This window comes from Comamonas testosteroni (assembly GCF_000761245.1).
In the GTDB taxonomy this organism is placed as follows: Bacteria; Pseudomonadota; Gammaproteobacteria; order Burkholderiales; family Burkholderiaceae_C; genus Comamonas; species Comamonas testosteroni_C.
This window is the reverse complement of the sequence record NZ_AWOR01000001.1, coordinates 105,031-129,389: the sequence shown is the minus strand read 5'-3', so window position 1 is coordinate 129,389 and position 24,359 is coordinate 105,031. Positions and strand designations below refer to the sequence as shown.

Sequence of the window (24,359 nt, the reverse complement as noted above, 5' to 3'; positions counted from 1 at the left end):
GGCAAGCGTCAGAACATCTTCCGGCGCCCGCCCCATGCCCTGCTTTCAGAGGACGGGTTTGAAGCGCTTGAGCCGCAGCGCGTTGGAGAGCACAAATACGCTGGAAAGCGCCATGGCTCCGGCCGCAAACACGGGCGACAGCAGCATGCCGTTGAACGGGTAGAGCAGACCCGCTGCCACCGGTATCAGCGCCACGTTGTAGGCAAAGGCCCAGAACAGGTTCTCGCCAATGTTCTTCATCGTGGCCTTGGACAGCGCAATCGCATTCGGAACTCCCGAGAGGTCGCCCGACATCAGCACCACATCGGCAGCCTCGATCGCGATATCGGTACCCGTGCCGATGGCGATGCCCACATCGGCCTCGGCCAGGGCCGGCGCGTCGTTGATACCGTCGCCCACATAGGCCAGCGTGCCATGCTCGGCCTTGAGACGCTTGACGGTTTCGACCTTGCCGCCCGGCAGGACCTCGGCCACCACCTCGTCAATGCCCAATTGCCTGGCGATCGCCTCGGCCGTGTGGCGGTTGTCGCCGGTAATCATGGCCACCTTCAGGCCCAGCGCATGCAAGGCATCGATCGCGGGCTTGGTGGTGGGCTTGATCGGATCGGCCACGGCAATCATGGCCGCCACCTTGCCGCCGATGGCGGCATACAGAGGCGTCTTGCCTTCGCTGCCCAGGCGCTCGGCCTCGGCCGCAAAGCCGTCGACGCTCAGGCCAATTTCGCGCATGAACCGGTCGGCGCCGATCTCCACCTGGTCGCCCAGCACCACGGCACGCACGCCAAAACCGGTCACCGAGGCGAAGTCGCTGATGGATGGAATCTCCATTCCCTCTGACTTGGCCGCATCGACAATGGCGCGCGCAATCGGGTGCTCGCTGCGGTCTTCCACGGCGGCCACCTGCGCCAGAACGACGGCACGTTCAAACCCTTCGGCCAGCACCAGATCGGTGAGTTCGGGGCGACCACGGGTCAGCGTGCCGGTCTTGTCCACAGCCACCACCCTGGCATCCTTGAGCTGCTGCAGCGCCTCGCCCTTACGCAGCAACACTCCCATTTGCGCGGCGCGCCCCGTGCCCACCATGATGGAAGTCGGCGTGGCCAGCCCCATGGCACAGGGGCAGGCAATGATGAGCACGGCCACCGCATTGACCAACGCAAAGCTCAGCGCGGGATCGGGGCCCCAGATCAGCCAGACCACAAAAGTCAGCAGGGCCGCCGCCATGACGGCCGGCACAAACCACATGGTGATCTTGTCCACCAGCGCCTGGATCGGCAGCTTGCTGCCCTGGGCCTGCTCCACCATGCGGATGATCTGCGCCAGCAGCGTGTCTGCCCCAACCTTGGTGGCTCTGAAAGCCAGCGCGCCATTCTGATTGACCGTGCCGCCCACCACTTCGGCGCCCTCGGCCTTCTCGACCGGCACGGGCTCGCCGCTGATCATGGATTCGTCGACAAAGCTGCGGCCCTCGATAACCTCGCCATCGACGGGAATGCGCTCGCCGGGGCGCACCTCGATCACATCGCCGGCACGCACCTGGGCAATATCGATTTCCTGCACCACACCGCCCTTGCGCACGCGCGCCGTCTTGGCCTGCAACTGCACCAGACGGCGAATGGCCTCCGAGGTATTGCCCTTGGCACGCGCCTCCAGAAAGCGTCCCAGCAGGATCAGCGCGACGATGACGGCCGCAGCTTCAAAGTACACATTCACCGTGCCTGCGGGCAGCCATTGCGGCACAAAGGTCGCGACCACCGAATAGGCGAATGCCGCCGAGGTGCCCACCGCGACCAGAGAATTCATGTCGGGCGCTGCGCGCAGCAGGGCGGGCACGCCTTTCTCGAAAAAGCGCCGACCCGGCCCGAACAGTACCAAGGCCGTCAGCACGAACTGGATGTACCAGCTGTTCTGCGTGCCGATGTTGCCCGCAATCCAGTGGTGAAACGCGGGCACCATGTGACCGCCCATTTCCAGCACAAACACGGGCAGTGCGAACACGGTCGCAAAGATCAGCGAGCGCTTGAGCGATTCGCGCTCCTGCGCCTGACGCTGGGCTGTGGCATCCTCGCCAGTCGCGCCGGCGTTGTGCTGCACGGCTTGCGCTTCATAGCCGGCCTTTTCGATCGCCGCAATCAAGCTGCTCACATCCACGCCGCCCTGCAGTTGCACGCTGGCACGCTCGGTCGCCAGATTCACCACCGCATCCTGCACTCCGGGCACTTTCTTGAGCGCACGCTCCACGCGGCCCACACAGGACGCACAGGTCATGCCGCCCACCTGCAAGTCCACGCTTTGCGCGGGTACCGCATAGCCTGCTTTTTCAATCGCCGCTACGGCCTGGGGCAGAACGGCCGCAGCCTGCGCCGGATCGGCCACGGTGAGGCTGGCTTTTTCCGTGGCCAGATTGACCACGGCCTCCTGCACGCCGGGCACTTTCTTGAGCGCACGCTCCACCCGGCCCACGCAGGATGCGCAGGTCATTCCTTCCACAGACAGCTCAAAGGCTCCGCTTTTGGTCAGTGCATTCATCGCGTTCTCCATTCACGTTGAAGGCCACTGTAGAGATTGACATCATGTAAAGGTCAACCCCCCGACAAAAACCTCTGCAGTAAGGGTGCAAACATGCAGCGGTTCAATCTGTGATTTCGGGCAGTCCGAAATGCTCCAGCAGGTCCGCCTCGGCCTGCGCAAGCATGGCCTGCAGGCCTTGCAGGGTGGAGCTGGCCATGTGCGGCGTCAGCACCGTGCTGGGCAGGTCCATCAAGGCTTCGGGCACTTGCGGCTCATGCGCAAACACATCGAGCGCCGCCGCCGCAATCGTGCGTTCCTGCAACGCCTGCTGCAATGCCACTTCATCGACGATGGAGCCACGCCCCACGTTCACCAGCACGCCCTGCGGCCCCAGGGCCTGCAGCACTTCGGCATCGATCAGGCCCCGGGTTGCAGGCCCGCCGCTGGCGCAGACCACGAGAAAATCCACCTCGGCGGCCAGCTCCCGCACGCTGTCGCACCAGCGGTACGGCACATCGTCCTTGGGAGCGCGCCCCGTATAGGCAATCGTTAGATCAAAGGCCTGCGAGCGCCTGGCCACGGCACGGCCGATGCGCCCCAGACCGACGATGCCCATGCGCTGCCCCGAAAAGCGCAGGGTGGGCGGATACCGCCCCTGCAGCCAGCGCCCCTGCCGCACAAACTCATGGGCCTGCACGATTTGCCGCGTGGCAGCCAGCAGCAGGGCCAGCGTGTGATCGGCAATGTCTTCGGAACAGACATCGGGCGCCTTGCTCACCTTGATGCCCAGTTCTGCTGCAGCCTCGAGATCGATGCCGTCCCGGCCCACGCCGATGACGACGATCAGCTCCAGCGCCGGCCACTGCTGCATCTGTTCGCGGCTGACGATGGACTGGGCATTGCACAGCATGGCGCGCACCTGAGCGCACAGCTCGCTGCGCCGGGCACTGCCGATCCCGGCCGCCTCAAGCAGCTCGAACTGCAGCTGCAGTCTCTCGCGCATGGCTGGCGCCAGCGCCGTGAGAAGCAGCAGCCAAGGACGCTGCGGGTTCGGTGATTCATGGATGGACATGGGAGGGCTTCCGGTAGATCGATGCAGTCTTCGCTTCCCGCCAGCATCGGGCGGGAAGCCAGAGCGGGCTTAGTCCAGCACGCAGGAATCTCTGCGGATTTCCTCGCGGCACATGGCCTCCCAGAGAAAGGGAAAGCCGTTGAGGTCGGTGCGCGCTCCGGTCGCCTGGATCACGGCATCGCTCAAGGGAGTGCCGCCACCGAGCGCCTGCACGCGCCAGGCCAGGCGGCAGCGCCACTCCAGCGTGATGGCCCGCAGATGGGCCTGTCGAATGCTCTCGCCCACCACCAGCGCACCATGATTGGCCAGCAGCGCCCATTTGCTCTGGCCCAATGCGCTGGCCACGGCATTGCCCAGCTCGCGCTGCTCTACCGTGCCACGGTATTCGTCATAGACCACGGGGTCGGTATCGACCAGGGCCGAGGTCTGGTCATAGACCGGTGGCACCTTGCCCGTGGCCGACCAGACCGAGCTCCATTCGGGATGGTTGTGGATGACCACGCGCACATCGTGGCGCTTTTCATGCACGTCCATGTGCAGCCGGATGGCCGGAGTGATGTTCCAGTCGCCCTCGATCACCTGGCCTTGTGCATCCAGCCTCAGGATGTCCGAGGCCGTCAGCTCGCTCCAGGTCAGCTCCCAGGGATTGGCAAGATAGCTGCCGTCATCCAGGCGCAGGGTGATGTGGCCCGCGATATGGTCGTTATAGCCTTCGCGCGAGAGCACGCGGCACAACAGCGCAAGCTGCTGGCGATCACTGAGCGCTGGCAGCAGCGGCTTGCGACCCGCGCGCGGCGCGTATCTGGACAGCAGTTCCCGATTCAAACCGTCGTGGCGCATGCGGCCTCCTGTTCGTGGTGCTTCTGGGCAACCGCTTGCTGGTGGGCAAACACCGATGCACGGTGCATGCGGCGCTGGTGCGGGGCGTAGTCCATGATGGCGTTGTGCACCACGCTGCGGTTGTCCCAGATCACCATGTCACCCAATGTCCAGCGGTGCTTGAACAGGAACTCCACCTGCATGCAGTGCGCGTGCAGATAGGCCAGGATGGCAAGGCTTTCGGCCTGCGGCAGGCCGTCTATATGCGTGACATAGGTGGGGCTGACGTAGAGCGCCTTGCGCCCCGTGAGCGGATGCACGCGCACCATGGGGTGCAGTTGGCGACGGTTCTGCGCGACCACTTCCACATAGCGCTCGTGCGTGCAGATGCCATGCTGCAGCGCCGCCGTCATGGGCCTGTTCATGTCATGCCAGGCACTCAGACCATCGAGGTACTGCTTCATCTGCGGCGACAGCGCATCGTAGGCACTGGTCATGCTGATCCAGCAGGTATCTCCCCCCGTGGGCGGCAGGATGCGCGCATGGGTCATGGTGACGATGGGCGGACTGGGCAGAAAGCTCTCGTCGTGGTGCCACATATCGGCGCGGTCGCCGAGCTTGGAGTCGATGACTGTGATCTGCTCATAGCCCTGCCCCAGATTGGGATAGAAGGTATGGACTTCGGCCTCGCCAAAATGCCGGGCAATCGCCAGATGCTGGTCGGGCGTCATATCGGGCACATGCAGCACCAGTGCTTCATGTCTGAGCAGGGCGGCTTCCAGCGCCTGCAGGGTTGGCGCAGACAACGGGTCTGCCAGGTCCAGCTTCAGCACTTCGGCACCGATGCGCGGGCCGAGAATCTGAACCGAGATGGGGGATGACATGGGCTTTCTCCTCTATGCAATGTCTTGCCCGAGTGCAGCGCTTCTGTCTCCTGCACAGCGTCTGCCTCAGGCTCTGTCGGGGCCGCTCCTTAGCGCTAGGATGGTGAGCGGCCTGATACAAAGTCTAGGCAGAGGGAGTGCGTTTTTCCACTCGCATTCCAGCCCCCTCAAAGACGTCGCAAGTCATTGATGGAAAAAGAAAAAATCAGCACCAACAGATAAACCGAAGACAGGACTTGCATTTCATGGACGCGCCCACCACCCCACGCCCCAAGGACCAGTTGCCGCAACCGCGCAAACAGCCTGTGCAGGCACGCTCCAGAGCGCTGGTTGATGCCATTGCCGAAGCCTGTTTGCGCCTTCTCGAAAAAGAGGGCGAGGACGCTATCACGGTCAATCGCATTGCGGAGGTATCGGGTGCTGCCGTGGGCTCTATCTACCAGTACTTTCCCAACAAGGAGTCCATGATTGCGGCAGTGTATGAACGCCTGCTCGATCAGGAATCCGAGCAGCTTTTCCAGATGCGCGAGCAGTTGCAGGGCCTGTCGCTCGAAGCCATATTGCGCCAGATCTTTGCGAACATGATCCGGGTCGAGCAGCGCCTGCATCATCTCAGCCATGCTTTCCACACGCGCTATCGCACGGCCTTGCATCTGGGGCTGTGGCATGCACCGCAGGCCAGCCGGGAGGAATTCATCAACACCACCTGGCTGCCACTGCTGCAGATGTATGGCTCGCAGGTGCAGACCGACAACCTGCCACTGGCTGCCTATCTGCTGGGCCAGGGCCTGCGCGAGATCATCCACAGCGCCGTGCACGATGTGCCGCAGCAGGCCCGCTCACCCGAGTTTCTCGACGCACTGGTGGCCATGGCCATGAGCTGCGTGAAGCGAGGCTAGAAAAACAAAGCGCGACACAGAGGTCGCGCTTCGAGCGGGGCTGGCCAAGTCTGACTTGGCCGGGCCTGACCTGGCCTGGTCGGGCCTGACCTGGCGGGGCCTATCGGATATGTGCGATCACGGCGCTCAAGGTCTGCGCAGTGCCTGCCTGGGCGGCCAAGGTGACACGGCCGCTCTTGTGGGCCGAGACCTGCATCTCCATCTTCATGGCTTCCATCACTGCGATCACGTCGCCTTCCTTGACCTCATCGCCATCGGCGACCTTCCAGGCATGCAGATTGCCGGCAATCGGCGAGATGACCGCATCAGGGTCCACGCTTTGCTGCGCGGCGGCCTGAGCCACGCCCGTCGTCGACGCAGACAGACCTTGCAGCAGCATGGCGGGCAGGCCCAGTTGCACGCGGCGGCCGTCGATCTCGATGGCGGTGCGCAGCAGGCTGGTATCGGCCACAGGTTCGGCGCGGGCGGCTGCGGCCAGTGGCTCGGCAAATTCGGTCTCTATCCAGCGGGTGTGGACATTGAAGCCCGTAGTCCCCACAAAGTCGGCCTGATTCAGCACGGCTTTGTGGAAGGGCAGCACCGAAGCCACGCCCTCGATCCGGAACTCGGCCAGTGCGCGGCGCGCACGGGCCAGGGCCTGCTCACGTGTGGCCCCCGTGACGATGAGCTTGGCCATCATGGAGTCGAAGGAGCCGGGAATCACCGAGCCGGTTTCGACGCCCGAATCGAGTCGCACACCCGGCCCCGAAGGAGGCGCAAAGCGCGTGATCAGACCCGGCGTGGGCAAAAAGCCGCGCCCCACATCCTCTGCATTGATGCGGAACTCGATGGAATGGGCGCGCGGCGCCGGAGTCTGCGTGAAAGACAGCGGCAGGCCGTCGGCCACACGCAGCTGCTCCTGCACCAGATCGATGCCCGTGGTTTCCTCGGTCACGGTGTGCTCGACCTGCAGGCGGGTATTGACCTCAAGGAAGGAGATGGCACCGTTGCCGCTGAGCAGAAACTCCACGGTGCCGGCGCTGACATAGCCGGCTTGCGCACAGATCGCCTTCGCCGCGCTGTGAATGCGTTCGCGCTGGGCCTCGGTGATGAAGGGGGCAGGAGCCTCTTCCACCAGCTTCTGGTTGCGGCGCTGCAGCGAACAGTCGCGCGTGCCCAGCACCACCACATTGCCGTGCGTGTCGGCAATCACCTGCGCCTCGATATGGCGCGGCTTGTCGAGGAACTGCTCCACAAAGCATTCACCGCGGCCGAAAGCCGTCACCGCCTCGCGCACGGCAGAGGCATACAGCTCGGCCACTTCGTCCATGCGCCAGGCGATCTTCATGCCACGGCCACCGCCACCAAAAGCAGCCTTGATGATGATGGGCAGACCATGCTGCTGGGCAAAGGCCAGCACTTCGTCGGCATCCTTGACGGGATCGGGCGTACCGGCCACCAGCGGCGCTCCGACCTGCAGCGCAATCTTGCGCGCCTCGACCTTGTCGCCCAGCTTGGCAATGGTGTCGGGGCGCGGGCCGATCCAGATCAGACCCGCATCCAGCACGGCCTGCGCAAAGGCTTCGCTCTCGGACAGAAAGCCATAGCCGGGATGCACGGCATCGGCACCGGCACGCTTGGCAATCGCAATCAGCTTGGCGATGTTCAGATAGGTGTCGGCGCTCTTGTCGCCATCGAGGCCGTAGGCTTCATCGGCACGCCGCACATGCAGGGCATCGATATCGGCGTCGGCATAGACGGCGACGGACTTCACGCCGTAGTCGGCGCAGGCTCGTGCGATGCGCACAGCGATCTCGCCACGGTTGGCAATCAGAACTTTTTTCATCAACTCACTCCTCAATCGGCGGCTGCAGGCACCAGCTCTGCAAAGGCGCGGATGGGGTTAAAACGAATCCAGGCCCCTACGGGAATCTGTCCCGCAAGATCCAGATGATGGGGTGCCACGCAGCCAATCACGGGATAGCCGCCGGTCAGCGGGTGGTCGGCCAGAAACAGCACGGGCTGGCCGCTGGCCGGAACCTGGATGGCCCCCAGCGGCGTGCCTTCGCTGGGCAGCTCGCTGGTCACGGCGCGCGTCAGCGCCTGCTCGCCGGCAAGGCGCAGGCCCACGCGATTGGACTGGGGCGTGACCTGCCAGCGCTGGGCAGCCAGCAAGGCCACGGCCTCGGGCGTGAACCAGTCGGTGCGCGGGCCCAGCTCCACATCCAGCACCACCTCGCCGTCCGGGGCTGGCAGCTCCGGCACCGGCAGGGCCAGCTCGGCCACCACGGCATGGCGGGCCGGCAGCACCGCCAGCAACTGGCCGCCGTGCAGGGCGGGCGGGCCGACATGGGCCAGGGTGTCCGTCGATGCGCTGCCCAGCACGGGAGCCACCTCATAGCCGCCGCGCACCGCCACATAGCAGCGGGCACCGGCCACGGGCTGGCCAAGGCTCAGCGTGTCGCCATCGGCCAGCGCAATCGCGGCATGGCGCGGCGCAGACCAGCGGCGCCCGTCGGCCGTGGTGATGCCAAGAGGAGCGTCTGCGCCGGTCACGGCCACTACGTTCTCGCCCACGCTTTGCAGCGACAGGCCGCCGCCTACCGTCTCCAGCACCGGCAAATGGCTGGCATTGCCGACCAGCCGGTTGGCCGCCTTGAACGCGGCCTGATCCATGGCACCCGAAGCCGACACGCCCTGCCCGGCCTGGCCGTGGCGACCCCGGTCCTGGAACAGCGTAAGCAGGCCTGTGGCGCGCACGCGCAAGGCGCAGTCATTGAAATTCGTAGCTGCTTGCGCTTGATCATTCTTTATTTCAGATACTTTTCTATCTGAAATCGAATTGGATAGAGCGCTAACAGCTCCCTTTTGCGTAGCGATATCGACAAACTGCACGCGATAGCCGGGCTGCAGCAAGGCCGGCAGATCGCGCGCCAGATCCCACATCGCGGCATCGGTGACGCCAATGATCTGCCAGCCGCCGGGGCTTGCCTGTGGATAGACCGCGCTGAAGCTGCCGGCCAGCGCCACGGCACCCGCCGGCACCTTGGTGCGTGGCGTGGCCCGGCGCGGCACCTGGAAGACGGGGTCTCCGCCGCTCAGATAGGCAAAGCCCGGTGCAAAGCCGGTAAAGGCCACCGACCATTCGCTGCCCGTGTGGCGGCGCACCACCTCTTCGGCGGTGATGCCCAGTATCTGCGCGACTTCGGCCAGGTCCTCGCCGTCATAGCGCACGGGAATCTGCACCAGCACGTCCGAGCGCTGCACGCTGCCGCTCAGATCGCAGGCAGCAATGCGCCGCACCAGCTGCGCCGCGCCGATGATATGGGGCGCGAACTGAACCAGAATGGTGCGTGCAGCAGGCACCAGCTCCTGCACGCCTTCTATGGGAGTAGCCTGCAAGGCCCCCAGCAGCACCAGCGTCTGCTGCAGGTCGGCCAGCTCCACCAGGATGGCGTGGCGGTTGACGGGCAAAAAGCGCATGGCACTCATGGCGCGGTGCCCACAAAGGAGGTGATCTGCACGCCCTCCTGCTCGAAACGCTGGCGGATGTTGCGCGCAATGGCCACGGCACCGGGGCTGTCGCCGTGCACGCAGATGGAGTCGGCCTGCACACGCACCAAAGAGCCGTCCACGGCCTCGATCACGCCCTCACGCACCAGGGTCAGCATGCGCTGGGCAATCAGGTTTTCGTCGTGCAGCACCGCACCGGGCTCGCGGCGCGAGACCAGGGCGCCGTCAGACGTATAGCCGCGATCGGCAAAGGCCTCGGCCACTACGCAGAGGCCCGCATCGCGGGCCCAGGCTATCAGGGGCGCACCTGCCAGCGCCATCAGCACCAGCGTGGGATCGATGGCCTTGATGGCGTTGATCACATCCATGGCCTGACGCCTGTCCTGGGCAATGGTGTTGTAGAGCGCGCCGTGCGGCTTGACGTACTGGACGCTGGTGCCGGCCGCCTGCGCCAGACCTTGCAGAGCGCCGATCTGGTAGATCACGTCGGCCACCAGATCACCGCTGGCCACATCCATGTTGCGACGCCCGAAACCCGAGAGATCGCGGTAGGCCACATGTGCGCCGACGACCACGCCGCGCGCCTTGGCGGCCCTGAGCGTGGCCAGTATCCCGGCCGCGTCGCCGGCATGAAAACCGCAGGCCACATTGGCGCTGCTGACGATGTCCAGCATGGCTGCATCGTCGCCCATGCGCCAGGCGCCGAAGCTCTCGCCCAGATCGCTGTTCAAATCCATTTTCATCATTCGTCTCCCGGTCGGCATCAATGCAGCTGACCTGCGTGTTCCAGCAAATCCTGCTGCACCGTCATGGCCGTATGAATGGCTGTGCGTATGCCCTGAATCTGTGTCTCCAGCGCCATGCTGGCCATGCCGGGCTGGCGCGCGGCCTGCTGCGGCAGCGCCGGTATGTGAATAAAGCCCCCGCGCACGCCGGGGCCGGCACGGCGCGACAGCCTGTGCATCAGGGCATAGAACACATGGTTGCAGACAAAAGTGCCCGCCGTGTTCGATACCGAAGCCGGAATGCCCGCGTCACGCAGATGGCGCACCATGGCCTTGATGGGCAGGGTCGAGAAGTAGGCCGCGGGCGCATCGCGCACCACGCACTGATCGACGGGCTGATGGCCCGCGTTGTCCGGAATGCGGGCATCGTCGATATTGATGGCCACGCGCTCCGGCGTGATTTCCGATCGCCCACCGGCCAGCCCCAGGCTGATGATGAGCGCCGGCTGCAGCCGCGCCAGCGCCTCATCGAGCGCCGCCATGGCCGCGCCGAACACGCAGGGCAGCTGCACGGCATGCACCACGCCATCCGCAATCAGCTCGCCGTCCAGCGCGCGCGCCACTTCCCACGAGGGGTTGACGCTATCTTTATCGAAGGGCTCAAAGCCGGTCAGCAGGATTCGCTTGGCAGCGGCAGTCATGGCAACTCTCTCTTATCGGAACATCAAAAAGTTGAGCAGGAACACATTGACGATCAGCAGCGTGATGGCCGTGGGAACCTGCGCACGGATGACGGCATTTTTGTCAATTTCCAGCAGTGCCGCGGGCACCAGGTTGAAGTTGGCCGCCATGGGCGTGAGCAAGGTGCCGCAGTAGCCCGACAGCATGCCGACCGCAGCCATCACGGCCGGGTCACCATGGTAGACGCCAACCAGCACGGGCACGCCCACACCACCCGTCATCACCGGAAAGGCCGCAAAGCCATTGCCCATGATGACGGTGAACAGCGCCATGCCGATCACATACACGGCCACGGCCACAAAGCGCACATCCATGTTGATGTAGGTGGTGGTCACATAGGCCACTGCCTTGCCCACGCCGGCATCCGAGAACACCAGGCCCAGCATGCCCAGCATCTGCGGCAGCACCAGGGCCCAGCCAAGTGCGTCGATCAGGCGGTGCGACTCGCGCAGGCCTTGCACGGGTGTCTCGCGCGTCATCTTGCAGGCCAGCACCAGCGCAATCACGCAGCCGATTCCCAGACTGACCAGCGTGCTGTTCTTGGGGTCGATCAGGGGAGTGCCGCCAAAGACCAGATGCTTGGCCGACAGCGTACCCACCATGGTGATCAGCGGGATGGCCAGCGCCGGCACGAACAGCTTGTTGCCCAGGCGCTTGGCGCTTTCCAGGTACTGCGCATCGGTGCGCGGCTGGTGCTTGCCGCCCATCACGCCGCCAAAACCCGCAATCAGGGCCATGACGACCGCGATCGCCCCCACCCATACGGGCGGCAGCAGATCACCGACGAGGAACACCAGCGCATACAGCGCCCAGAACAGGCCCGCCGAGAAACGGCGCGGATTGCTGCCATCGCGCAGCGTCATCACGGCCGTCACCGCCAGCACCAGGCCGACGAGGTAGTACAGGTATTGAATGGTGATGGTCATGCCGACTCTCCCTGGGCAACTTTCTTTTCTGCAGCAATTTCACGCGCCAGCTGCTTGTCCAGGCGATGCAGGCGGAAGGCATGGATGGCAAAGGCCGAGATGGCCGTGGGAATGCCCCACAGCGCGACATGAATCGGCTCGACCTCGATGCCCGCCTCCTTCAGGAAGGTGGTCATCAGCACGATCGCACCGAAGGCCACGAAGATGTCTTCACCAAAGAACAAGCCCACGTTGTCCGTGGCAGCCGACATGGCACGCAGCTTCTCGCGCACCTTGCCCGACAGCTTGCCGTAGCGGTTTTCCGTCGCGCCTTCTGCCATGGGGGCCAGCAGCGGACGCACCATCTGGGGATGCCCGCCAAGGCTGGTCAGCCCGATGGCTGCCGTCAGCTGACGCGCGGCCAGGTAGACGATCAGCAGGCGGCCGGCGGTGGCCGACTTGATGGAGCTGATCCAGTTCTGCGCATGCTGACGCAGGCCATGGCGCTCCAGCAGGCCGATCACGGCCAGCGGCAGCAAGATGATGAGCGGCAGATTGCGGGTCTTGATGAAGCCGGTCCCGATGGCGGCCAGAACCTTGTCCAGCGGAAAGCCCGCCGCAAAGGCTGTGCCGATGGCAGTCACGATGACCACCAGCATGGGGTTAAAGCGCAGCGCGAAGCCGGCAATGATGATGAGCACGCCGATCAGCGGCCACAGGTTTACGTCTACAGGCATGGAAGCCTCCGGAAATCACGCCCTGATCCGCTGCGCGGCGGGCTCTATCAAAGACGGGAACGCTCTCGGCAACCCCGCCCAGCTCTTTTGAAGAAGGCTGGGCAGCTCTGTGTCAGATCTGCTTCACCCCTCAAATTGTTGAACAATCTATTTAGATTTATTCCACAAATGAAATTGTTTGCAGAACAAATAGACTTTGTAATAGAGCAAACCCTAGGTATCACCACTCTTTGGGACTTCTCTGAGTCAACAGAACGATGGCTACACTCTGGCGACAGCCAAAAGGGAACGCCATGAAAGTCGCCGCAGAGGTCCAGAACCTGACCGAACGCATCGCCGAAGAAATACGCAGCCAGCTGGTCAAGGGCGTGCTGAGCCCGGGCCAGCGTCTGTCCGAAGCGGCACTGAGCGAAGCGCTGGATATTTCGCGCAACACCTTGCGCGAGGTGTTCCGCATGCTGACCAAGGAAGGTCTGCTGGTGCATGAGCCCAACAAGGGCGTATCGGTGGCCGTGCCCAGCATGGCGTCCATCATCGATATCTATCGCGTGCGGCGCATGATCGAGTGCCAGGCCCTTGCACAGGCTTACCCCATGCACCCGGCACTGACGCGGATGCGCGAGGCCGTGGAAAGCGGCCAGCGGCACAGCGAGGCCGAGGACTGGTCCGAGGTGGGTACCGCCAATATGGCGTTTCACAAAGCCATTGTGGCCCTGGCCGACAGCGAACGCCTCAACGAGATGTTCTCGCACCTGCTGGCGGAGCTGCGCCTGGCCTTCGGCCTGCTGCGCGACCCGCATTTTCTGCATGCACCCTATGTGAGCATGAACCTGAAGATCTTGCAGATCTTCGAAGCCGGCAGGCCCGCAGAGGCGGCGCAGGAACTCAGTGCCTATCTGGTGCACTCGGAGCGCATCATTTTGGCCGCCTATGCCCGGCGTCTGGCAGAAGCAGGAATCAAGGCTCCCTGATCATTTTTGTTCAACAATCCCTCACTTCTCACTAGCGACCATAAAGACAACGCCCTACGCTTCATAAAAACTCGTTGAAATCCCTCATGGATACTTGTTGAGACAAATGCTACTTTTGGCACAACTCTTGCCTGAGTTCATTCGTCCGCATCTCTTATCCGAGGAGTTTTCATGAAGCGTCGCCTTTTCTGCGCCACCGCCACCTTGCTCGCCGGCATCGGCATTGCCGGTCATGCCATGGCACAAACCAAGTGGGATTTCGCCACCGCATACGGGCCTGGAAACTTTCACTCCAAGAACAACGAACTGTTCGTGAAGGATGTGGATGCCGCCACGGGCGGCAAGCTCAAGATCACGCCGCACTTTGGTGCATCGCTGTTCAAGATGCCCGAAATCAAGCGGGCCGTGCAAACCGGCAACGCACAGATGGGCGAGTTCTTTCTGGTGAGCTTTCAGAACGAGTCGCAGATCTTCGGCACCGACGGACTGCCGTTTCTCGTGAGCAACTATGAGGATGCCTACAAGCTCTACCAGGCCCAGAAACCCGCACTGCAAAAGCTGCTGGACAAGCAGGGACAGGTGCTGCTGTATTCCGTGGCCTGGCCTCCCCAGGGCATCTACACCAAGAAGCCCGTCAACTCCGCGGCCGATCTCAAGGGCATGAAGTGGCGCGTCTACTCCCCGACCACAGCCCGCATTGGCGAGCTGATCGGCGCCCAGCCCGTGACCGTGCAGGAGGCCGAGCTGTCCCAGGCTCTGGCGACCGGCGTGGTGGATGGCCTGATCACCTCCAGCGCAACCGGTGCCGACAACAAGCTGTTTGAAAGCCTGAAGTACTACTACAACGTGCAGGCCTGGATTCCCAAGAATGCCGTGACCGTGAGCAAGAAGGCCTTTGGCGCACTGGACAAGAGCACGCAGGAGGCCGTGCTCAAGGCCGCTGCCGCCGCCGAGCAGCGCGGCTGGAAAGAGTCCAGGGAAGTGGATGCGCGCTCGATTGCCGCCCTCAAGCAAGGCGGCATGCAGGTCGAGCAGCCCTCCGCCCAGCTCAAGGCAGATCTGGGCAAGATCGGTGCGACCGTGATCAAGGAATGGACGGACAAGGCCGGCGCTGACGGCCAGGCCATTCTCGACGGCTACAAGGCTGGCAAGTAAGGCGCAGATTGCATCGGCTCGCCCGGCCCCGGCATTCGGGGCCGGTGGCCGATGACCTCATCCCCTCAGGAAGACAAGCATGCGCAAGTTACTCAACGGCCTCTATGACGGCAGTGCCTGGCTTGCCGGCATCGCCATGATCGGCGTGCTGGCGATGGTGCTTCTGACCATCACCAGCCGACTCTTTGGCTTCAGCGCCCCGGGCACCGATGCCTACGCAGGCTACGCCATGGCGGGCGCCGGCTTCATGGCCCTGGCCAGCACCTTGAAGAAAGGTGAACATATCCGCGTCACCCTGCTGCTCGGTGCACTCAAGGGCAAGGCCTACAAGGCGCTGGAGCTGACCGCCCTTGGCATCGCCACCATTCTTTCGGCCTTTCTGGCTTTCTATTCCACGCGCCTGGTCTGGCAGTCCTGGGAGATCGAAGACATCTCCGTGGGCATAGACGCCACACCGATGTGGATTCCGCAGATTTTCATGGCTCTGGGCACGATTGTTTTCTTCATCGCGTTCTGCGACGAACTGGTGCTGGAGCTGCTGGGCAAACGCAAGGCGGTAGAGAAGGAGGGAACCCCTCATGAATGAAATCACCGCAAGCATTGCACTGATCGTGGTACTGCTGGTCCTGCTTGGCGGCGGTGTCTGGGTCGGACTGACTCTGGCAGGCGTTGCCTGGTTCGGCATGGAATTCTTCACCGCGCGCGCTGCGGGCGATGCCATGGCCATGACCATCTGGGGCTCTGCGAGCAGCTGGACCTTGACGGCCTTGCCGCTGTTTGTCTGGATGGGCGAGATTCTCTACCGCACCAATCTGTCCGAGAGCATGTTTCGCGGTCTGGCGCCCTGGGTCAATGCGCTGCCGGGCCGCCTGCTGCACACCAATGTCATCGGCTGCACGATTTTTGCGGCGGTCTCCGGCTCCTCGGCCGCCACCTGCGCCACCGTGGGCAAGATGAATGTGCCCGAGCTGCGCAAACGCGGCTATCCCGAGAACATGGTGATCGGCTCGCTGGGAGGCCCCGCCACACTGGGTCTGCTGATCCCGCCCTCCATCATCTTGATCGTCTATGGCGTGTCGGCCGAGCTGTCGATCTCCAAGCTCTTCATGGCGGGCGTGCTGCCAGGCATCATGCTGGCACTGATGTTCAGCGGCTGGATCGTGGTCTGGGCCCTGATGAACCCGGACAAGGTGCCCAAGGCCGACAGCTCCATGAGCTTCAGGCAAAAAGTCTACGAGTCGCGGCACCTGATCCCCGTCGTGCTGCTGATCTCGGGCGTGATTGCCAGCATCTACAGCGGCATTGCCACGGCGACCGAAGCGGCCGGCATAGGCGTGATGGGAGCGCTGATTCTGTCAGCCCTGCAAGGAGCTCTGAGCTGGAAGAACTTCAAGGAATCGCTGTTCGGAGCCACCCGTCTGTACTGCATGATTGCGCTGATCCTCGCCGGTGCAGCCTTCATGACCTTGTCCATGGGCTATATCGGTCTGCCACGCCAGTTGGCCCAATACGTGGGCAGCCTGAACCTGTCGCCTGCCATGCTGATTGCGGTGCTGGGCCTGTTCTACATTCTCATCGGCTGCTTTCTGGACGGCATCTCCACCATTGTGCTGACCTCCAGCGTGGTTCTGCCCATCATCCAGGCCGCAGGAATCGACCCCCTGTGGTTCGGCATCTTTCTAGTGATCACGGTGGAGACCGCCCAGATCACGCCACCGGTGGGCTTCAACCTGTTCGTGCTCCAGGGCATGACGGGCAAGCAGATCACCTATCTGGCCCGCGTCTGCGCACCGTACTTCCTGCTGATGGTGCTGGCACTGGTCATACTGTGGTTCTTCCCGCAGATCGTGACCGTGCTGCCCAATAATATGTAAGCAAAATCGCTCTGCACAAACGCCCCGAAAGGGGCGTTTGTCATGGGCGAGCCAGGATGGCTGCATGCATGCCAGGACATGCGGACTTCAGCGCCGGGGTGTGGATGTCGAATCCCTCTGACAGGGTGTTACGAAAAATGCGCACTACGCTGTTAGATTAGTTGGGTTAGCCATCCAGACACATCGCAATGAAAGAAAAAATCAACTTCATTGAGAGGGAGCGCCTCTACCGACATGAACTCAAACGCCGCCGCGTGAAATTTCTGCCCATGCAGGTACTGCGCCGGGTCTTCAAGGCAGCAGGAGTCTAGCCAGCGCTGAAGCCAGCCATCCACCTGCAATGCCACAACAAAAAAGCGCTCCCATGGAGCGCTTTTTCGTGGCACGAAGCAATAGGCTTATTCCACCGTGACCGACTTGGCCAGGTTGCGCGGCTTGTCCACATCGGTGCCGCGTGCCACCGCCGTGTGATAGGCCAGCAGCTGCAGCGGCACCACGTGCAGGATGGGGCTCAGGGCACCATAGTTCTCGGGCATGCGGATCACATGCATGCCTTCGCTGCTTTCGATATTGGTCTTGGCATCGGCCAGCACATAAAGGACGCCGCCGCGGGCACGCACTTCCTGCATATTGCTCTTGAGCTTTTCCAGCAGTTCGTCGTTGGGTGCCACGGTGACCACAGGCATCTGGCTGTCCACCAGTGCCAGCGGGCCATGCTTGAGCTCGCCGGCGGGATAGGCCTCGGCGTGGATGTAGCTGATTTCCTTGAGCTTGAGTGCACCTTCCAGTGCAATGGGGTAGTGAATGCCGCGACCCAGGAACAGTGCGTTTTCTTTTTTCGCAAAGTCTTCAGCCCAGCTGATGATTTGCGGCTCCAGCGCCAGCACGGATTGCAGGGCAACGGGAAGGTGGCGCATGGCCGTCAGATATTGCTGCTCCTTGTCTTCCGCCAGGCGTCCCTTGGACTGAGCAAGCGCCAGCGTCAGCAGGAACAGGCCGGCCAGCTGCGTCGTGAAGGCCTTGGTCGATGCCACGCCGATTTCCACGCCGGCGCGCGTGATATAGGCCAGCTCGCACTCGCGCACCATGGCGCTGGTGGCCACATTGCAGATGGTCAGGCTGTGCTTCATGCCCAGGCTCTGGGCATGACGTAAGGCCGCCAATGTATCAGCGGTCTCGCCCGACTGGCTGATGGTCACGATCAGCGTCTTGGGATCGGGCACGCTGGTGCGATAGCGGTACTCGCTGGCCACTTCCACATTGCAGGGAATGCCGGCAATCGCCTCTATCCAGTACTTGGCCGTGCAGCCGCTGTAATAGCTGGTGCCGCAGGCCAGAATCAGGACCCGGTCGATCTCCTTGAACACGCGCCAAGCCGCCGCGCCGGTCTTGCCTTCCGAGGTGACGCCGTCAAACAACTCAGGGGCAATGTTCTTCAGGCCTTCCAGCGTATCGCCCAGGGCGCGCGGCTGCTCGAAGATTTCCTTTTGCATGTAGTGGCGATAAGGGCCCAGTTCGGCTGCGCCGCTGTGAGCCATCACGGTCCTGACCGGACGCTGCTGCTCCGTCAGGCGCTCGCCGCTCCTGCTGATGACCCAGTAGCGTCCCGGCTGCAGATCGATCAGATCGCCCTCTTCCAGGTACACGATCTGGTCGGTCACACCCGCCAGCGCCATCGCGTCGCTGGCCAGGAAATGCTCCGCGCCGTCCTTGCCCACACCCAGAATCAGCGGCGAGCCGGCGCGGGCACCGACCACGCGCTGGGGCTCGTCCCGGTGCATCACGCCAATCGCATAGGCGCCATGCAGACGGGCCGTCGCGGCCTGCACGGCTTCGAAAAGATCGCCGCTGTAGAGGCTGTCCACCAGGTGCGCAATGACCTCGGTATCGGTCTGGCTGGCAAATACATAGCCCTTGGCCTGCAGCTCGGTGCGCAGGGCTTCGTAGTTCTCGATGATGCCGTTGTGCACCAGGGCCACGCGTGCCGGTGCATCGGTATCGGCCACGGGCGAGATGCCGGGGCCATGGCTGAAGTGCGGATGGGCATTGCGCACCGCAGGCTCGCCGTGGGTGGCCCAGCGGGTATGGGCAATGCCGGTGAAACCTTCCACATGTTCGGTCTTGACCTGCTCCATCAGCTCGGCCACGCGGGCGGTGGAACGCGCACGCTGCAGCCCCAGGCTCAAGCCGTTGGCGTCAGTGGCCTGCACCGCCACCCCACAGGAGTCATAACCGCGATACTCGAGTCGCTGCAGACCCTGGACCAGAACCGGAACGATATTGCGATGAGACACCGCAGCAACAATGCCACACATAGAGGTACACCTTAGGTTGTTTGAGCGAGCATGCTAACGGTTGCAATGGAAAATTTTCAATCAATAAAAGCAACGAAATGATTGAAAATTTCATCGAATTAGAATATTGATTATTTATTCAATAAAATTCATATAAATGAATGAAAATTCCATCAATCTCGACGACATCGACTTGCAACTGCTACAGCAATTGCAGCTGGATGCCAGCCTGAGCAACCAGGCCCTGGCCCGGCATCTCGACCTGTCTGCCCCTACCTGCCTGCGCCGGGTCAAGCGCCTGCAGGAGCTGGGCCTGATCGAGAAACAAGTCGCCATTCTGAGCAGCGAACACATCGCCCGCCTCACCGGTCATGGCCTGCAGGCCATTGTGGAAGTCTCGCTGGACCGACAAGACAGCAGCTCACTGCTGCAATTCGAGCACAAAGCCGTGGCCGAACCCGGCGTGCAGCAATGCTGGCGCGTCTCTCCCGGCCCCGACTTCATCCTCGTTATTGCCAGCATCGATATGCCCGCCTACCTGGCATTGAGCCAGAAGCTGTTCACGCAGGATGCCAATGTGCGCAATGTCAAGGCCTTCTTCAGCATCAAGCGAGCCAAATTCAGTACCGCACTGCCCTTGCCCGTCCCCAATCATTAGGGACTTGCACGCCTTTATTTTTGAACCGCCATGTGTGGTGCGGATGCCGCGCAAGCCCCTCAATACTTGATACAAATTGTATTAATTAGATTATTCTCGCAACCTTGACTTAAGCCAATTCCACCAGATGCCCTTGCATCGAGATATTCACCGCCGGACCTACCCTCTGCGCGCCTCTTATATGGCACTGGGCGGAGCGGTGGTGGCTGCGAGCCTGTCATATCTCCCGACCAATCTCGCCTGGTGGGCATTCACGACGGTCAGTGCGCTGCTATGGCCGCATATTGCTTTTTTGCATTCGAGCCGGCAACAGGATCAGTTCCATGCGGAGTATTTCAATTCTCTGATAGATGCGCTGATCGTCGGCTGCTGGATTTCTCTGATGCACTGGAGCCTGCTGCCCAGCATCTGCATTCTGGCCATCGGCGTGGCCGACCGCTTCTATACCGGTTTGAAGCGCCGCTGGCTGCCTTCCTTGATCGCGCTGCTGTGCGGCATGCTGTTCATGAGCATCGCCATAAAGCCCACCCCGCAATGGGACGCACCACTGGCGGTGCAACTGAGTCTGCTGCCGCTGATCATTTTGCACAGCGCCTATGCAAGCTGGTCCAACAGCCGAATGCTCAAGACTCTGGCCAGGCAGAACCTGCAGCTCAAGTTACTGGGGCGCATTGATCCGCTGACCACGGTATACAGCCGCGACTACTGGTGGAAGAAAGCCCGTGCCGCGCTGCACCAGCACCGCACCGTCAAGGAGCAGACCTGCCTGCTGGTGATTGACATTGACCGTTTCAAAAGCGTGAATGATCTGTACGGCCATATTGTGGGCGACGATGTTTTGAAAATGATCGGGCTGGCGATTAGAAACAGCCTGCGCAGCAACGATATTGCAGGGCGCTACGGCGGCGATGAATTCACCGTGCTTTGCAAGCACACCACGGCCAAGGAGGCATATTCGGTTGCCATGCGTATTTGCGAGAAAATTGCTCAGATACGCATTCGCGAATATCCACAGCTGCACATCAGTGCGAGTATCGGCGTTGCTGCAGCCGATGAGGGTTTTGGCTCGGTGACCGAGTGGATAAAAGCGGCCGACAGTGCGCTTTACAGCGCCAAGAGCGGCGGGCGCGACCAGGTGATGGATGCCACGCAGCAACCCGAGCGGCAGCACAGTCCCTCGACCATGCCCATGCGACCGGAATCCACGCGAATCAGCCCGGCAAGTGCCGGCCAGGAAAGCCTGGACCGCGACGTGGTCTGAGCACTCAGGGCAGGCAGGTGGGCCAGTGCATCTGCAACTGGCATCCCGCATTGAGCTGGGCTTGAATTTCCGCCTCGCCGCCATGACGGCGACAGACATCTCGCACCAGTGCCAGACCGACGCCGAGGCCCTCGAACTCGGCCTCGCGATGCATGCGCTGAAAGACGCCAAACAGCTTGCCCGCGCGCGCCTGCTCGAAGCCGACTCCGTTGTCCGTCACCGAGATGCAGCAACCGCCTTGCCCGTCGCGCTGCACATCGACCTGAATGCGCGCCAAAGACATGGTGCGCGTGAACTTGACGGCATTGGCAAGGGCCGCACTCAAAGCCTGCTCCAGCAGATGAGGATCGGCCTGCAACATGGGCGCTGCAGCAGGCAGACACCACTCGATGCTTCGGCCTTTCGAGCCAGCCTGCAAACGCTGCCCAATACCGAGCAGCAAGGCCTGCAAGTCCACGGGCTGAAGCTGCAGCACATGGCCCTGAACCCGATTCAGCTGCAGCAACCCGTCGAACATGGCCGCCATGCGCTGGGAGGACTGCTCCATGGTCTGCAAGAAGCTGCGCGCCTCCTCCAGGTCCTCGGCACTGGGGCTGGCGGACTCCAGCAACTCGGCCACCAGCGGATTGAACGCCAGCAGATGGCGCAGCGGCGCCCGCAAATCATGCGAGACGGCATGCATCCATTCCTGCTGGGCCATGCGCAAGGCGGCCAGCTCGGCCTCGCGCCTGGCCAGCAGCGCCAGCGCTTCGTCCAGCGTCTGCGGCGCCACGCAGCCAAAAGTCTGCTGCACTTGTTCCATCAGGCTTTGGGCAGCTTCTCGGGGCGCTTCCAGTTGCGGATGCTGACCTGCCTGCCACGTCCTACCGTCAACGCTCCTGCCTCCGTATCCTTGGTCACGGTGGAGCCACCGCCCACCGTGCCGCCGGCGGCAATGGTCACCGGAGCCACCAGCACGCAGTTGCTGCCGATATGCACATCGGCCTCGATCACGGTGCGGTGCTTGTTCACGCCGTCATAGTTGGCGGTGATGCTGCCTGCACCATAGTTCACGCGCTCGCCCACCGTGGCGTCGCCCAGATAGGCCAGGTGGTTGGCCTTGGCGCCGTCGGCCAGGGTGGAGTTCTTCACTTCCACGAAGTTGCCGATATGCACTTCGCGGCCCAGTCTGGCTCCGGGGCGCAGGCGGGCAAACGGGCCGATCAGCGCGCCCTGGCCCACTTCCACGCCGGCCTTCTCGCCATCGATGTGCGTGAAGGGGTGGATCACGGCATCGTCGGCAATGCTCACATTGCTGAGATGGCAGTTGGCCCCAATCCTGGCGCCGGCGCCAATCGTCACCTTGCCGGCAAAGATGCAGTTCACGTCGATTTCCACATCCTGGCCGCAGCTCAGGCTGGCCTTGGTGCCGCGGGCATCGTCACGCAGGTCGAAGCGCGCAGGATCGGCCATGCGCACGCCCTGCTCCATCAGCTCGCGCGCCTGGCGCAGCTGGTGGGCGCGCTCCAGCTCTGCCAGTTGCAGCGGACTGTTGACGCCCGCCACCTGCAGTGCATCGGCAATGCGGTGGCCCACCACGGGCACGCCGTCGGCCACGGCCATGGCGACGATATCGGTCAGGTAGTACTCGCCCTGGGCATTGTTGTTGTCGAGCTTTGCAAGCCAGGCCGTCAGATGCCTGGCTGGCACGGCCATGATGCCGCTGTAGATCTCGGTGATGGCGCGCTCGGCTTCGCTGGCGTCCTTTTGCTCGACGATGCGCTGCACCGTGCCGGCATCGTTGCGCACGATGCGGCCGTAACCCGTGGGATCGGCCATGGTCACGGTCAGCAGCGCCATCTTGTCGCTGCCTGCAGCATCGAGCAGACCTTGCAGCGTATCGGCCTGGGTCAGCGGCACATCACCCGACAGCACCACGACCAGACCATCGTCCTTGAGTGCAGGCACGGCCTGCTGCACGGCATGGCCGGTTCCCAGCTGGGGCTCCTGGCGCACAAACTTCAGGTCCATTGCACCATGGGTGCCATCCGCGCCATCCGCGCCATCCGCGCCATTGGCAGCGGCGATGGCCGCTTCCACCTCTGCTGCACCATGGCCCGTCACCACCACGGCCGAGCGCGCCTTGAGCTGTGCAGCGGTATCCAGCACATGCTGCAACAGGGCACGACCGGCCAGCTTTTGCAGCACCTTGGGATGGCGGCTTTTCATGCGGGTGCCTTTGCCGGCAGCCATGACGACGATGTCCAGAGGTGCAGTCATATTGATTTGTGGGATGAAAACCGCCTGATTATCGACCCATAGCCGTGGTCGGCAACTGCAAGCGCAGGCAACAGTGGCCGCAAACGCCTTATGCTTTCCCTGCCATGCCTCATGCAACCACCAGCCCCACTCCGCTGCTTCGCACCCGCGCCGTCGGCGCCGGCCATCTGCGCGCCTTTGTGGCCGTAGCCCGACACCTGAACTTTCGTGCCGCAGCCGACGAGCTGGCACTGACCCAGTCTGCCGTCAGCCGCCAGATCCAGTCGCTGGAAGACGAGGTTGGCATCCCGCTGTTTCTGCGCCATTCGCGCGCCGTGGAACTCACGGGTGCCGGTGCCCAGCTGCTGCATGCCGTGCAACCTGCATTGGAGTCGATCGACGCCACCGTGCGTCAGATCCGCCAGACCGTGGGCCGCAAGAGCGTGGCCATCACCACCTGGGCCAGCTTTGCCGCCATGTGGCTGATTCCGCGCCTGGAAGCTTTCCAGCGCGCCTATCCCGATATCGACATTCGCATAGACACGGGCGACGCCGTGGTGGATCTGGAGACCACCGATGTGGACCTGGCCATACGCTACAGCGCCGGAGTCTCCGATGCCGCAGCAAAGGCCCTGTTCGGTGAAGAGCTGGTGCTGGTCGCAAGCCCAGCCCTGCTCAGGAGCGGCCCCGCCGTGCGCAGCCCCGCCGATGCGGCCCGCTATACGCTGATTGAAACCGGCGACGTGCACCGCATGCCCCAGCTGGAGTGGCTGAGCTGGCAGCGCTGGTTTGCCGCCAACGGCTGCGACCAGCTGCAGCCGCCGCGCTGGCTGTACTTCAACTACGCCCACCAGATCGTGCAGGCCGCGCTGGCGGGCCAGGGCCTGGCCATCGCGCGTCTGCCGCTGGTGGCCGATGCGCTGGCAGCCGGCACCCTGATCGAGGTATTGCCCGAGCATCGCCTGGCGTCGCCCCTGTCGTACTGGCTGCTGCAAGGCCCGCGCAGCAGCGAGCGGCCCGAAGTGCAGGCCTTCTGTCAGTGGCTGCTGGAGCAGGCCGGCCAGACGCGCGACGCCATGCAGAGCACGAGCCAGCAGGCTCAATAAAAAAGAGAGCTGCTTGC

Annotated in this window: 21 protein-coding genes; 8 read left to right on the top strand and 13 right to left on the bottom strand. The window is 63.0% G+C overall.

The genetic code is table 11. From position 1 onward, the window contains the following. Nucleotides 1-45 precede the first annotated feature (45 nt). The 4 genes from P353_RS00530 to P353_RS00515 form a co-directional block, all read right to left on the bottom strand. Nucleotides 46-2,529, bottom strand: a complete 2,484-nt coding sequence (locus P353_RS00530) for a heavy metal translocating P-type ATPase (protein WP_034364199.1) — start codon at nucleotides 2,527-2,529, stop codon at nucleotides 46-48. A 103-nt stretch (nucleotides 2,530-2,632) separates the two neighbouring features. Continuing rightward, nucleotides 2,633-3,583: a 2-hydroxyacid dehydrogenase gene (locus P353_RS00525; protein WP_034364197.1), complete on the bottom strand. Its 951-nt coding sequence runs from the start codon at nucleotides 3,581-3,583 to the stop codon at nucleotides 2,633-2,635. A 69-nt stretch (nucleotides 3,584-3,652) separates the two neighbouring features. Then, on the bottom strand, nucleotides 3,653-4,423 hold the full coding sequence (locus P353_RS00520) for a class II aldolase/adducin family protein (RefSeq protein ID WP_034364195.1): 771 nt from the start codon (nucleotides 4,421-4,423) through the stop codon (nucleotides 3,653-3,655). Next, nucleotides 4,405-5,286, bottom strand: coding sequence for a TauD/TfdA dioxygenase family protein (locus P353_RS00515; protein ID WP_034364194.1), 882 nt, complete (start codon nucleotides 5,284-5,286; stop codon nucleotides 4,405-4,407). Before P353_RS00515 ends, P353_RS00520 begins: the two co-directional genes overlap by 19 nt. Nucleotides 5,287-5,531: 245 nt before the next feature. Between P353_RS00515 and P353_RS00510 the strand changes: the two genes are divergently transcribed. Further along, nucleotides 5,532-6,185 (top strand): TetR/AcrR family transcriptional regulator, encoded by a 654-nt coding sequence (locus P353_RS00510; RefSeq protein WP_034364192.1) that lies wholly within the window; start codon nucleotides 5,532-5,534, stop codon nucleotides 6,183-6,185. A gap of 100 nt (nucleotides 6,186-6,285) precedes the next feature. Here P353_RS00510 and P353_RS00505 read toward each other — a convergent pair whose 3' ends face one another. From P353_RS00505 to P353_RS00480, 6 genes are read right to left on the bottom strand one after another with little or no spacing between them, the layout of a single operon-like run. Further along, nucleotides 6,286-8,010: an acetyl/propionyl/methylcrotonyl-CoA carboxylase subunit alpha gene (locus tag P353_RS00505; protein ID WP_034364191.1), complete on the bottom strand. Its 1,725-nt coding sequence runs from the start codon at nucleotides 8,008-8,010 to the stop codon at nucleotides 6,286-6,288. Nucleotides 8,011-8,021: 11 nt separating this feature from the next. Beyond that, a complete protein-coding gene (locus tag P353_RS00500) occupies nucleotides 8,022-9,647 on the bottom strand; it encodes an urea amidolyase family protein (protein WP_034365352.1) in 1,626 nt (541 codons plus the stop codon). 5 nt (nucleotides 9,648-9,652) lie between these two features. Next, the gene (locus P353_RS00495; RefSeq protein ID WP_034365351.1) at nucleotides 9,653-10,420 is read right to left on the bottom strand and encodes a LamB/YcsF family protein; all 768 of its coding nucleotides are present in this window, start codon (nucleotides 10,418-10,420) and stop codon (nucleotides 9,653-9,655) included. 20 nt (nucleotides 10,421-10,440) lie between these two features. Further along, the gene (gene pcp, locus P353_RS00490) at nucleotides 10,441-11,103 is read right to left on the bottom strand and encodes a pyroglutamyl-peptidase I (RefSeq protein ID WP_034364189.1); all 663 of its coding nucleotides are present in this window, start codon (nucleotides 11,101-11,103) and stop codon (nucleotides 10,441-10,443) included. A gap of 12 nt (nucleotides 11,104-11,115) precedes the next feature. Further along, nucleotides 11,116-12,069 (bottom strand): DUF979 domain-containing protein, encoded by a 954-nt coding sequence (locus P353_RS00485; protein ID WP_034364187.1) that lies wholly within the window; start codon nucleotides 12,067-12,069, stop codon nucleotides 11,116-11,118. Continuing rightward, a complete protein-coding gene (locus P353_RS00480) occupies nucleotides 12,066-12,785 on the bottom strand; it encodes a DUF969 domain-containing protein (RefSeq protein ID WP_034364184.1) in 720 nt (239 codons plus the stop codon). Before P353_RS00480 ends, P353_RS00485 begins: the two co-directional genes overlap by 4 nt. Before the next feature lie 293 nt (nucleotides 12,786-13,078). Between P353_RS00480 and P353_RS00475 the strand changes: the two genes are divergently transcribed. The 4 genes from P353_RS00475 to P353_RS00460 all read left to right on the top strand — a co-directional run bounded on the left by P353_RS00475 (nucleotide 13,079) and on the right by P353_RS00460 (nucleotide 16,785). Next, nucleotides 13,079-13,756 (top strand): GntR family transcriptional regulator, encoded by a 678-nt coding sequence (locus P353_RS00475; RefSeq protein WP_012836944.1) that lies wholly within the window; start codon nucleotides 13,079-13,081, stop codon nucleotides 13,754-13,756. Nucleotides 13,757-13,927: 171 nt separating this feature from the next. After that, nucleotides 13,928-14,911 carry a TRAP transporter substrate-binding protein gene (locus P353_RS00470; RefSeq protein WP_034364182.1) on the top strand — a complete coding sequence of 328 codons (984 nt, stop codon included), beginning with the start codon at nucleotides 13,928-13,930 and terminating at the stop codon, nucleotides 14,909-14,911. A gap of 79 nt (nucleotides 14,912-14,990) precedes the next feature. Then, nucleotides 14,991-15,497 carry a TRAP transporter small permease gene (locus tag P353_RS00465; RefSeq protein ID WP_034364180.1) on the top strand — a complete coding sequence of 169 codons (507 nt, stop codon included), beginning with the start codon at nucleotides 14,991-14,993 and terminating at the stop codon, nucleotides 15,495-15,497. Beyond that, the gene (locus P353_RS00460; RefSeq protein ID WP_034364178.1) at nucleotides 15,490-16,785 is read left to right on the top strand and encodes a TRAP transporter large permease; all 1,296 of its coding nucleotides are present in this window, start codon (nucleotides 15,490-15,492) and stop codon (nucleotides 16,783-16,785) included. The genes P353_RS00465 and P353_RS00460 overlap by 8 nt, the downstream gene beginning before the upstream one ends. A 398-nt stretch (nucleotides 16,786-17,183) precedes the next feature. Here the strand turns inward: P353_RS00460 and glmS are convergent, their stop codons facing one another. Next, nucleotides 17,184-19,100, bottom strand: coding sequence for a glutamine--fructose-6-phosphate transaminase (isomerizing) (glmS, locus tag P353_RS00455; RefSeq protein WP_034364176.1), 1,917 nt, complete (start codon nucleotides 19,098-19,100; stop codon nucleotides 17,184-17,186). Nucleotides 19,101-19,236: 136 nt separating this feature from the next. On the opposite strand from glmS, the gene P353_RS00450 reads away from it, so the two are divergent. Together P353_RS00450 and P353_RS00445 are read left to right on the top strand one after the other, a co-directional pair. Beyond that, nucleotides 19,237-19,737: an Lrp/AsnC family transcriptional regulator gene (locus tag P353_RS00450; protein WP_034364174.1), complete on the top strand. Its 501-nt coding sequence runs from the start codon at nucleotides 19,237-19,239 to the stop codon at nucleotides 19,735-19,737. Nucleotides 19,738-19,864: 127 nt separating this feature from the next. Further along, a complete protein-coding gene (locus tag P353_RS00445; protein WP_034364172.1) occupies nucleotides 19,865-20,998 on the top strand; it encodes a diguanylate cyclase AdrA in 1,134 nt (377 codons plus the stop codon). A 4-nt stretch (nucleotides 20,999-21,002) separates the two neighbouring features. Here P353_RS00445 and P353_RS00440 read toward each other — a convergent pair whose 3' ends face one another. Both P353_RS00440 and glmU read right to left on the bottom strand, forming a co-directional pair. Next, on the bottom strand, nucleotides 21,003-21,800 hold the full coding sequence (locus P353_RS00440; protein ID WP_052084610.1) for a sensor histidine kinase: 798 nt from the start codon (nucleotides 21,798-21,800) through the stop codon (nucleotides 21,003-21,005). Continuing rightward, nucleotides 21,800-23,257 carry a bifunctional UDP-N-acetylglucosamine diphosphorylase/glucosamine-1-phosphate N-acetyltransferase GlmU gene (gene glmU / locus P353_RS00435; protein WP_034364170.1) on the bottom strand — a complete coding sequence of 486 codons (1,458 nt, stop codon included), beginning with the start codon at nucleotides 23,255-23,257 and terminating at the stop codon, nucleotides 21,800-21,802. Before glmU ends, P353_RS00440 begins: the two co-directional genes overlap by 1 nt. Nucleotides 23,258-23,361: 104 nt before the next feature. Here glmU and P353_RS00430 point away from each other — a divergent pair, with 104 nt between their 5' ends. Next, nucleotides 23,362-24,342, top strand: a complete 981-nt coding sequence (locus P353_RS00430) for a LysR substrate-binding domain-containing protein (RefSeq protein ID WP_034365349.1) — start codon at nucleotides 23,362-23,364, stop codon at nucleotides 24,340-24,342. Nucleotides 24,343-24,359 lie beyond the last annotated feature (17 nt).

What these genes read in the sequence shown, in the direction of transcription:
- P353_RS00500 (WP_034365352.1), bottom strand. Translation starts at nt 9,647, where the DNA reads ATGCGCTTTTTGCCCGTCAACCGCCACGCCATCCTGGTGGAGCTGGCC.
- P353_RS00470 (WP_034364182.1), top strand. Translation starts at nt 13,928, where the DNA reads ATGAAGCGTCGCCTTTTCTGCGCCACCGCCACCTTGCTCGCCGGCATC.
- P353_RS00460 (WP_034364178.1), top strand. Translation starts at nt 15,490, where the DNA reads ATGAATGAAATCACCGCAAGCATTGCACTGATCGTGGTACTGCTGGTC.
- glmU (WP_034364170.1), bottom strand. Translation starts at nt 23,257, where the DNA reads ATGACTGCACCTCTGGACATCGTCGTCATGGCTGCCGGCAAAGGCACC.
- P353_RS00530 (WP_034364199.1), bottom strand. Translation starts at nt 2,529, where the DNA reads ATGAATGCACTGACCAAAAGCGGAGCCTTTGAGCTGTCTGTGGAAGGA.
- P353_RS00505 (WP_034364191.1), bottom strand. Translation starts at nt 8,010, where the DNA reads ATGAAAAAAGTTCTGATTGCCAACCGTGGCGAGATCGCTGTGCGCATC.
- pcp (WP_034364189.1), bottom strand. Translation starts at nt 11,103, where the DNA reads ATGACTGCCGCTGCCAAGCGAATCCTGCTGACCGGCTTTGAGCCCTTC.
- P353_RS00445 (WP_034364172.1), top strand. Translation starts at nt 19,865, where the DNA reads ATGCCCTTGCATCGAGATATTCACCGCCGGACCTACCCTCTGCGCGCC.
- P353_RS00525 (WP_034364197.1), bottom strand. Translation starts at nt 3,583, where the DNA reads ATGTCCATCCATGAATCACCGAACCCGCAGCGTCCTTGGCTGCTGCTT.
- P353_RS00430 (WP_034365349.1), top strand. Translation starts at nt 23,362, where the DNA reads ATGCCTCATGCAACCACCAGCCCCACTCCGCTGCTTCGCACCCGCGCC.
- P353_RS00480 (WP_034364184.1), bottom strand. Translation starts at nt 12,785, where the DNA reads ATGCCTGTAGACGTAAACCTGTGGCCGCTGATCGGCGTGCTCATCATC.
- P353_RS00450 (WP_034364174.1), top strand. Translation starts at nt 19,237, where the DNA reads ATGAATGAAAATTCCATCAATCTCGACGACATCGACTTGCAACTGCTA.
- P353_RS00520 (WP_034364195.1), bottom strand. Translation starts at nt 4,423, where the DNA reads ATGCGCCACGACGGTTTGAATCGGGAACTGCTGTCCAGATACGCGCCG.
- P353_RS00465 (WP_034364180.1), top strand. Translation starts at nt 14,991, where the DNA reads ATGCGCAAGTTACTCAACGGCCTCTATGACGGCAGTGCCTGGCTTGCC.
- P353_RS00485 (WP_034364187.1), bottom strand. Translation starts at nt 12,069, where the DNA reads ATGACCATCACCATTCAATACCTGTACTACCTCGTCGGCCTGGTGCTG.
- P353_RS00495 (WP_034365351.1), bottom strand. Translation starts at nt 10,420, where the DNA reads ATGAAAATGGATTTGAACAGCGATCTGGGCGAGAGCTTCGGCGCCTGG.
- P353_RS00515 (WP_034364194.1), bottom strand. Translation starts at nt 5,286, where the DNA reads ATGTCATCCCCCATCTCGGTTCAGATTCTCGGCCCGCGCATCGGTGCC.
- glmS (WP_034364176.1), bottom strand. Translation starts at nt 19,100, where the DNA reads ATGTGTGGCATTGTTGCTGCGGTGTCTCATCGCAATATCGTTCCGGTT.
- P353_RS00475 (WP_012836944.1), top strand. Translation starts at nt 13,079, where the DNA reads ATGAAAGTCGCCGCAGAGGTCCAGAACCTGACCGAACGCATCGCCGAA.
- P353_RS00510 (WP_034364192.1), top strand. Translation starts at nt 5,532, where the DNA reads ATGGACGCGCCCACCACCCCACGCCCCAAGGACCAGTTGCCGCAACCG.
- P353_RS00440 (WP_052084610.1), bottom strand. Translation starts at nt 21,800, where the DNA reads ATGGAACAAGTGCAGCAGACTTTTGGCTGCGTGGCGCCGCAGACGCTG.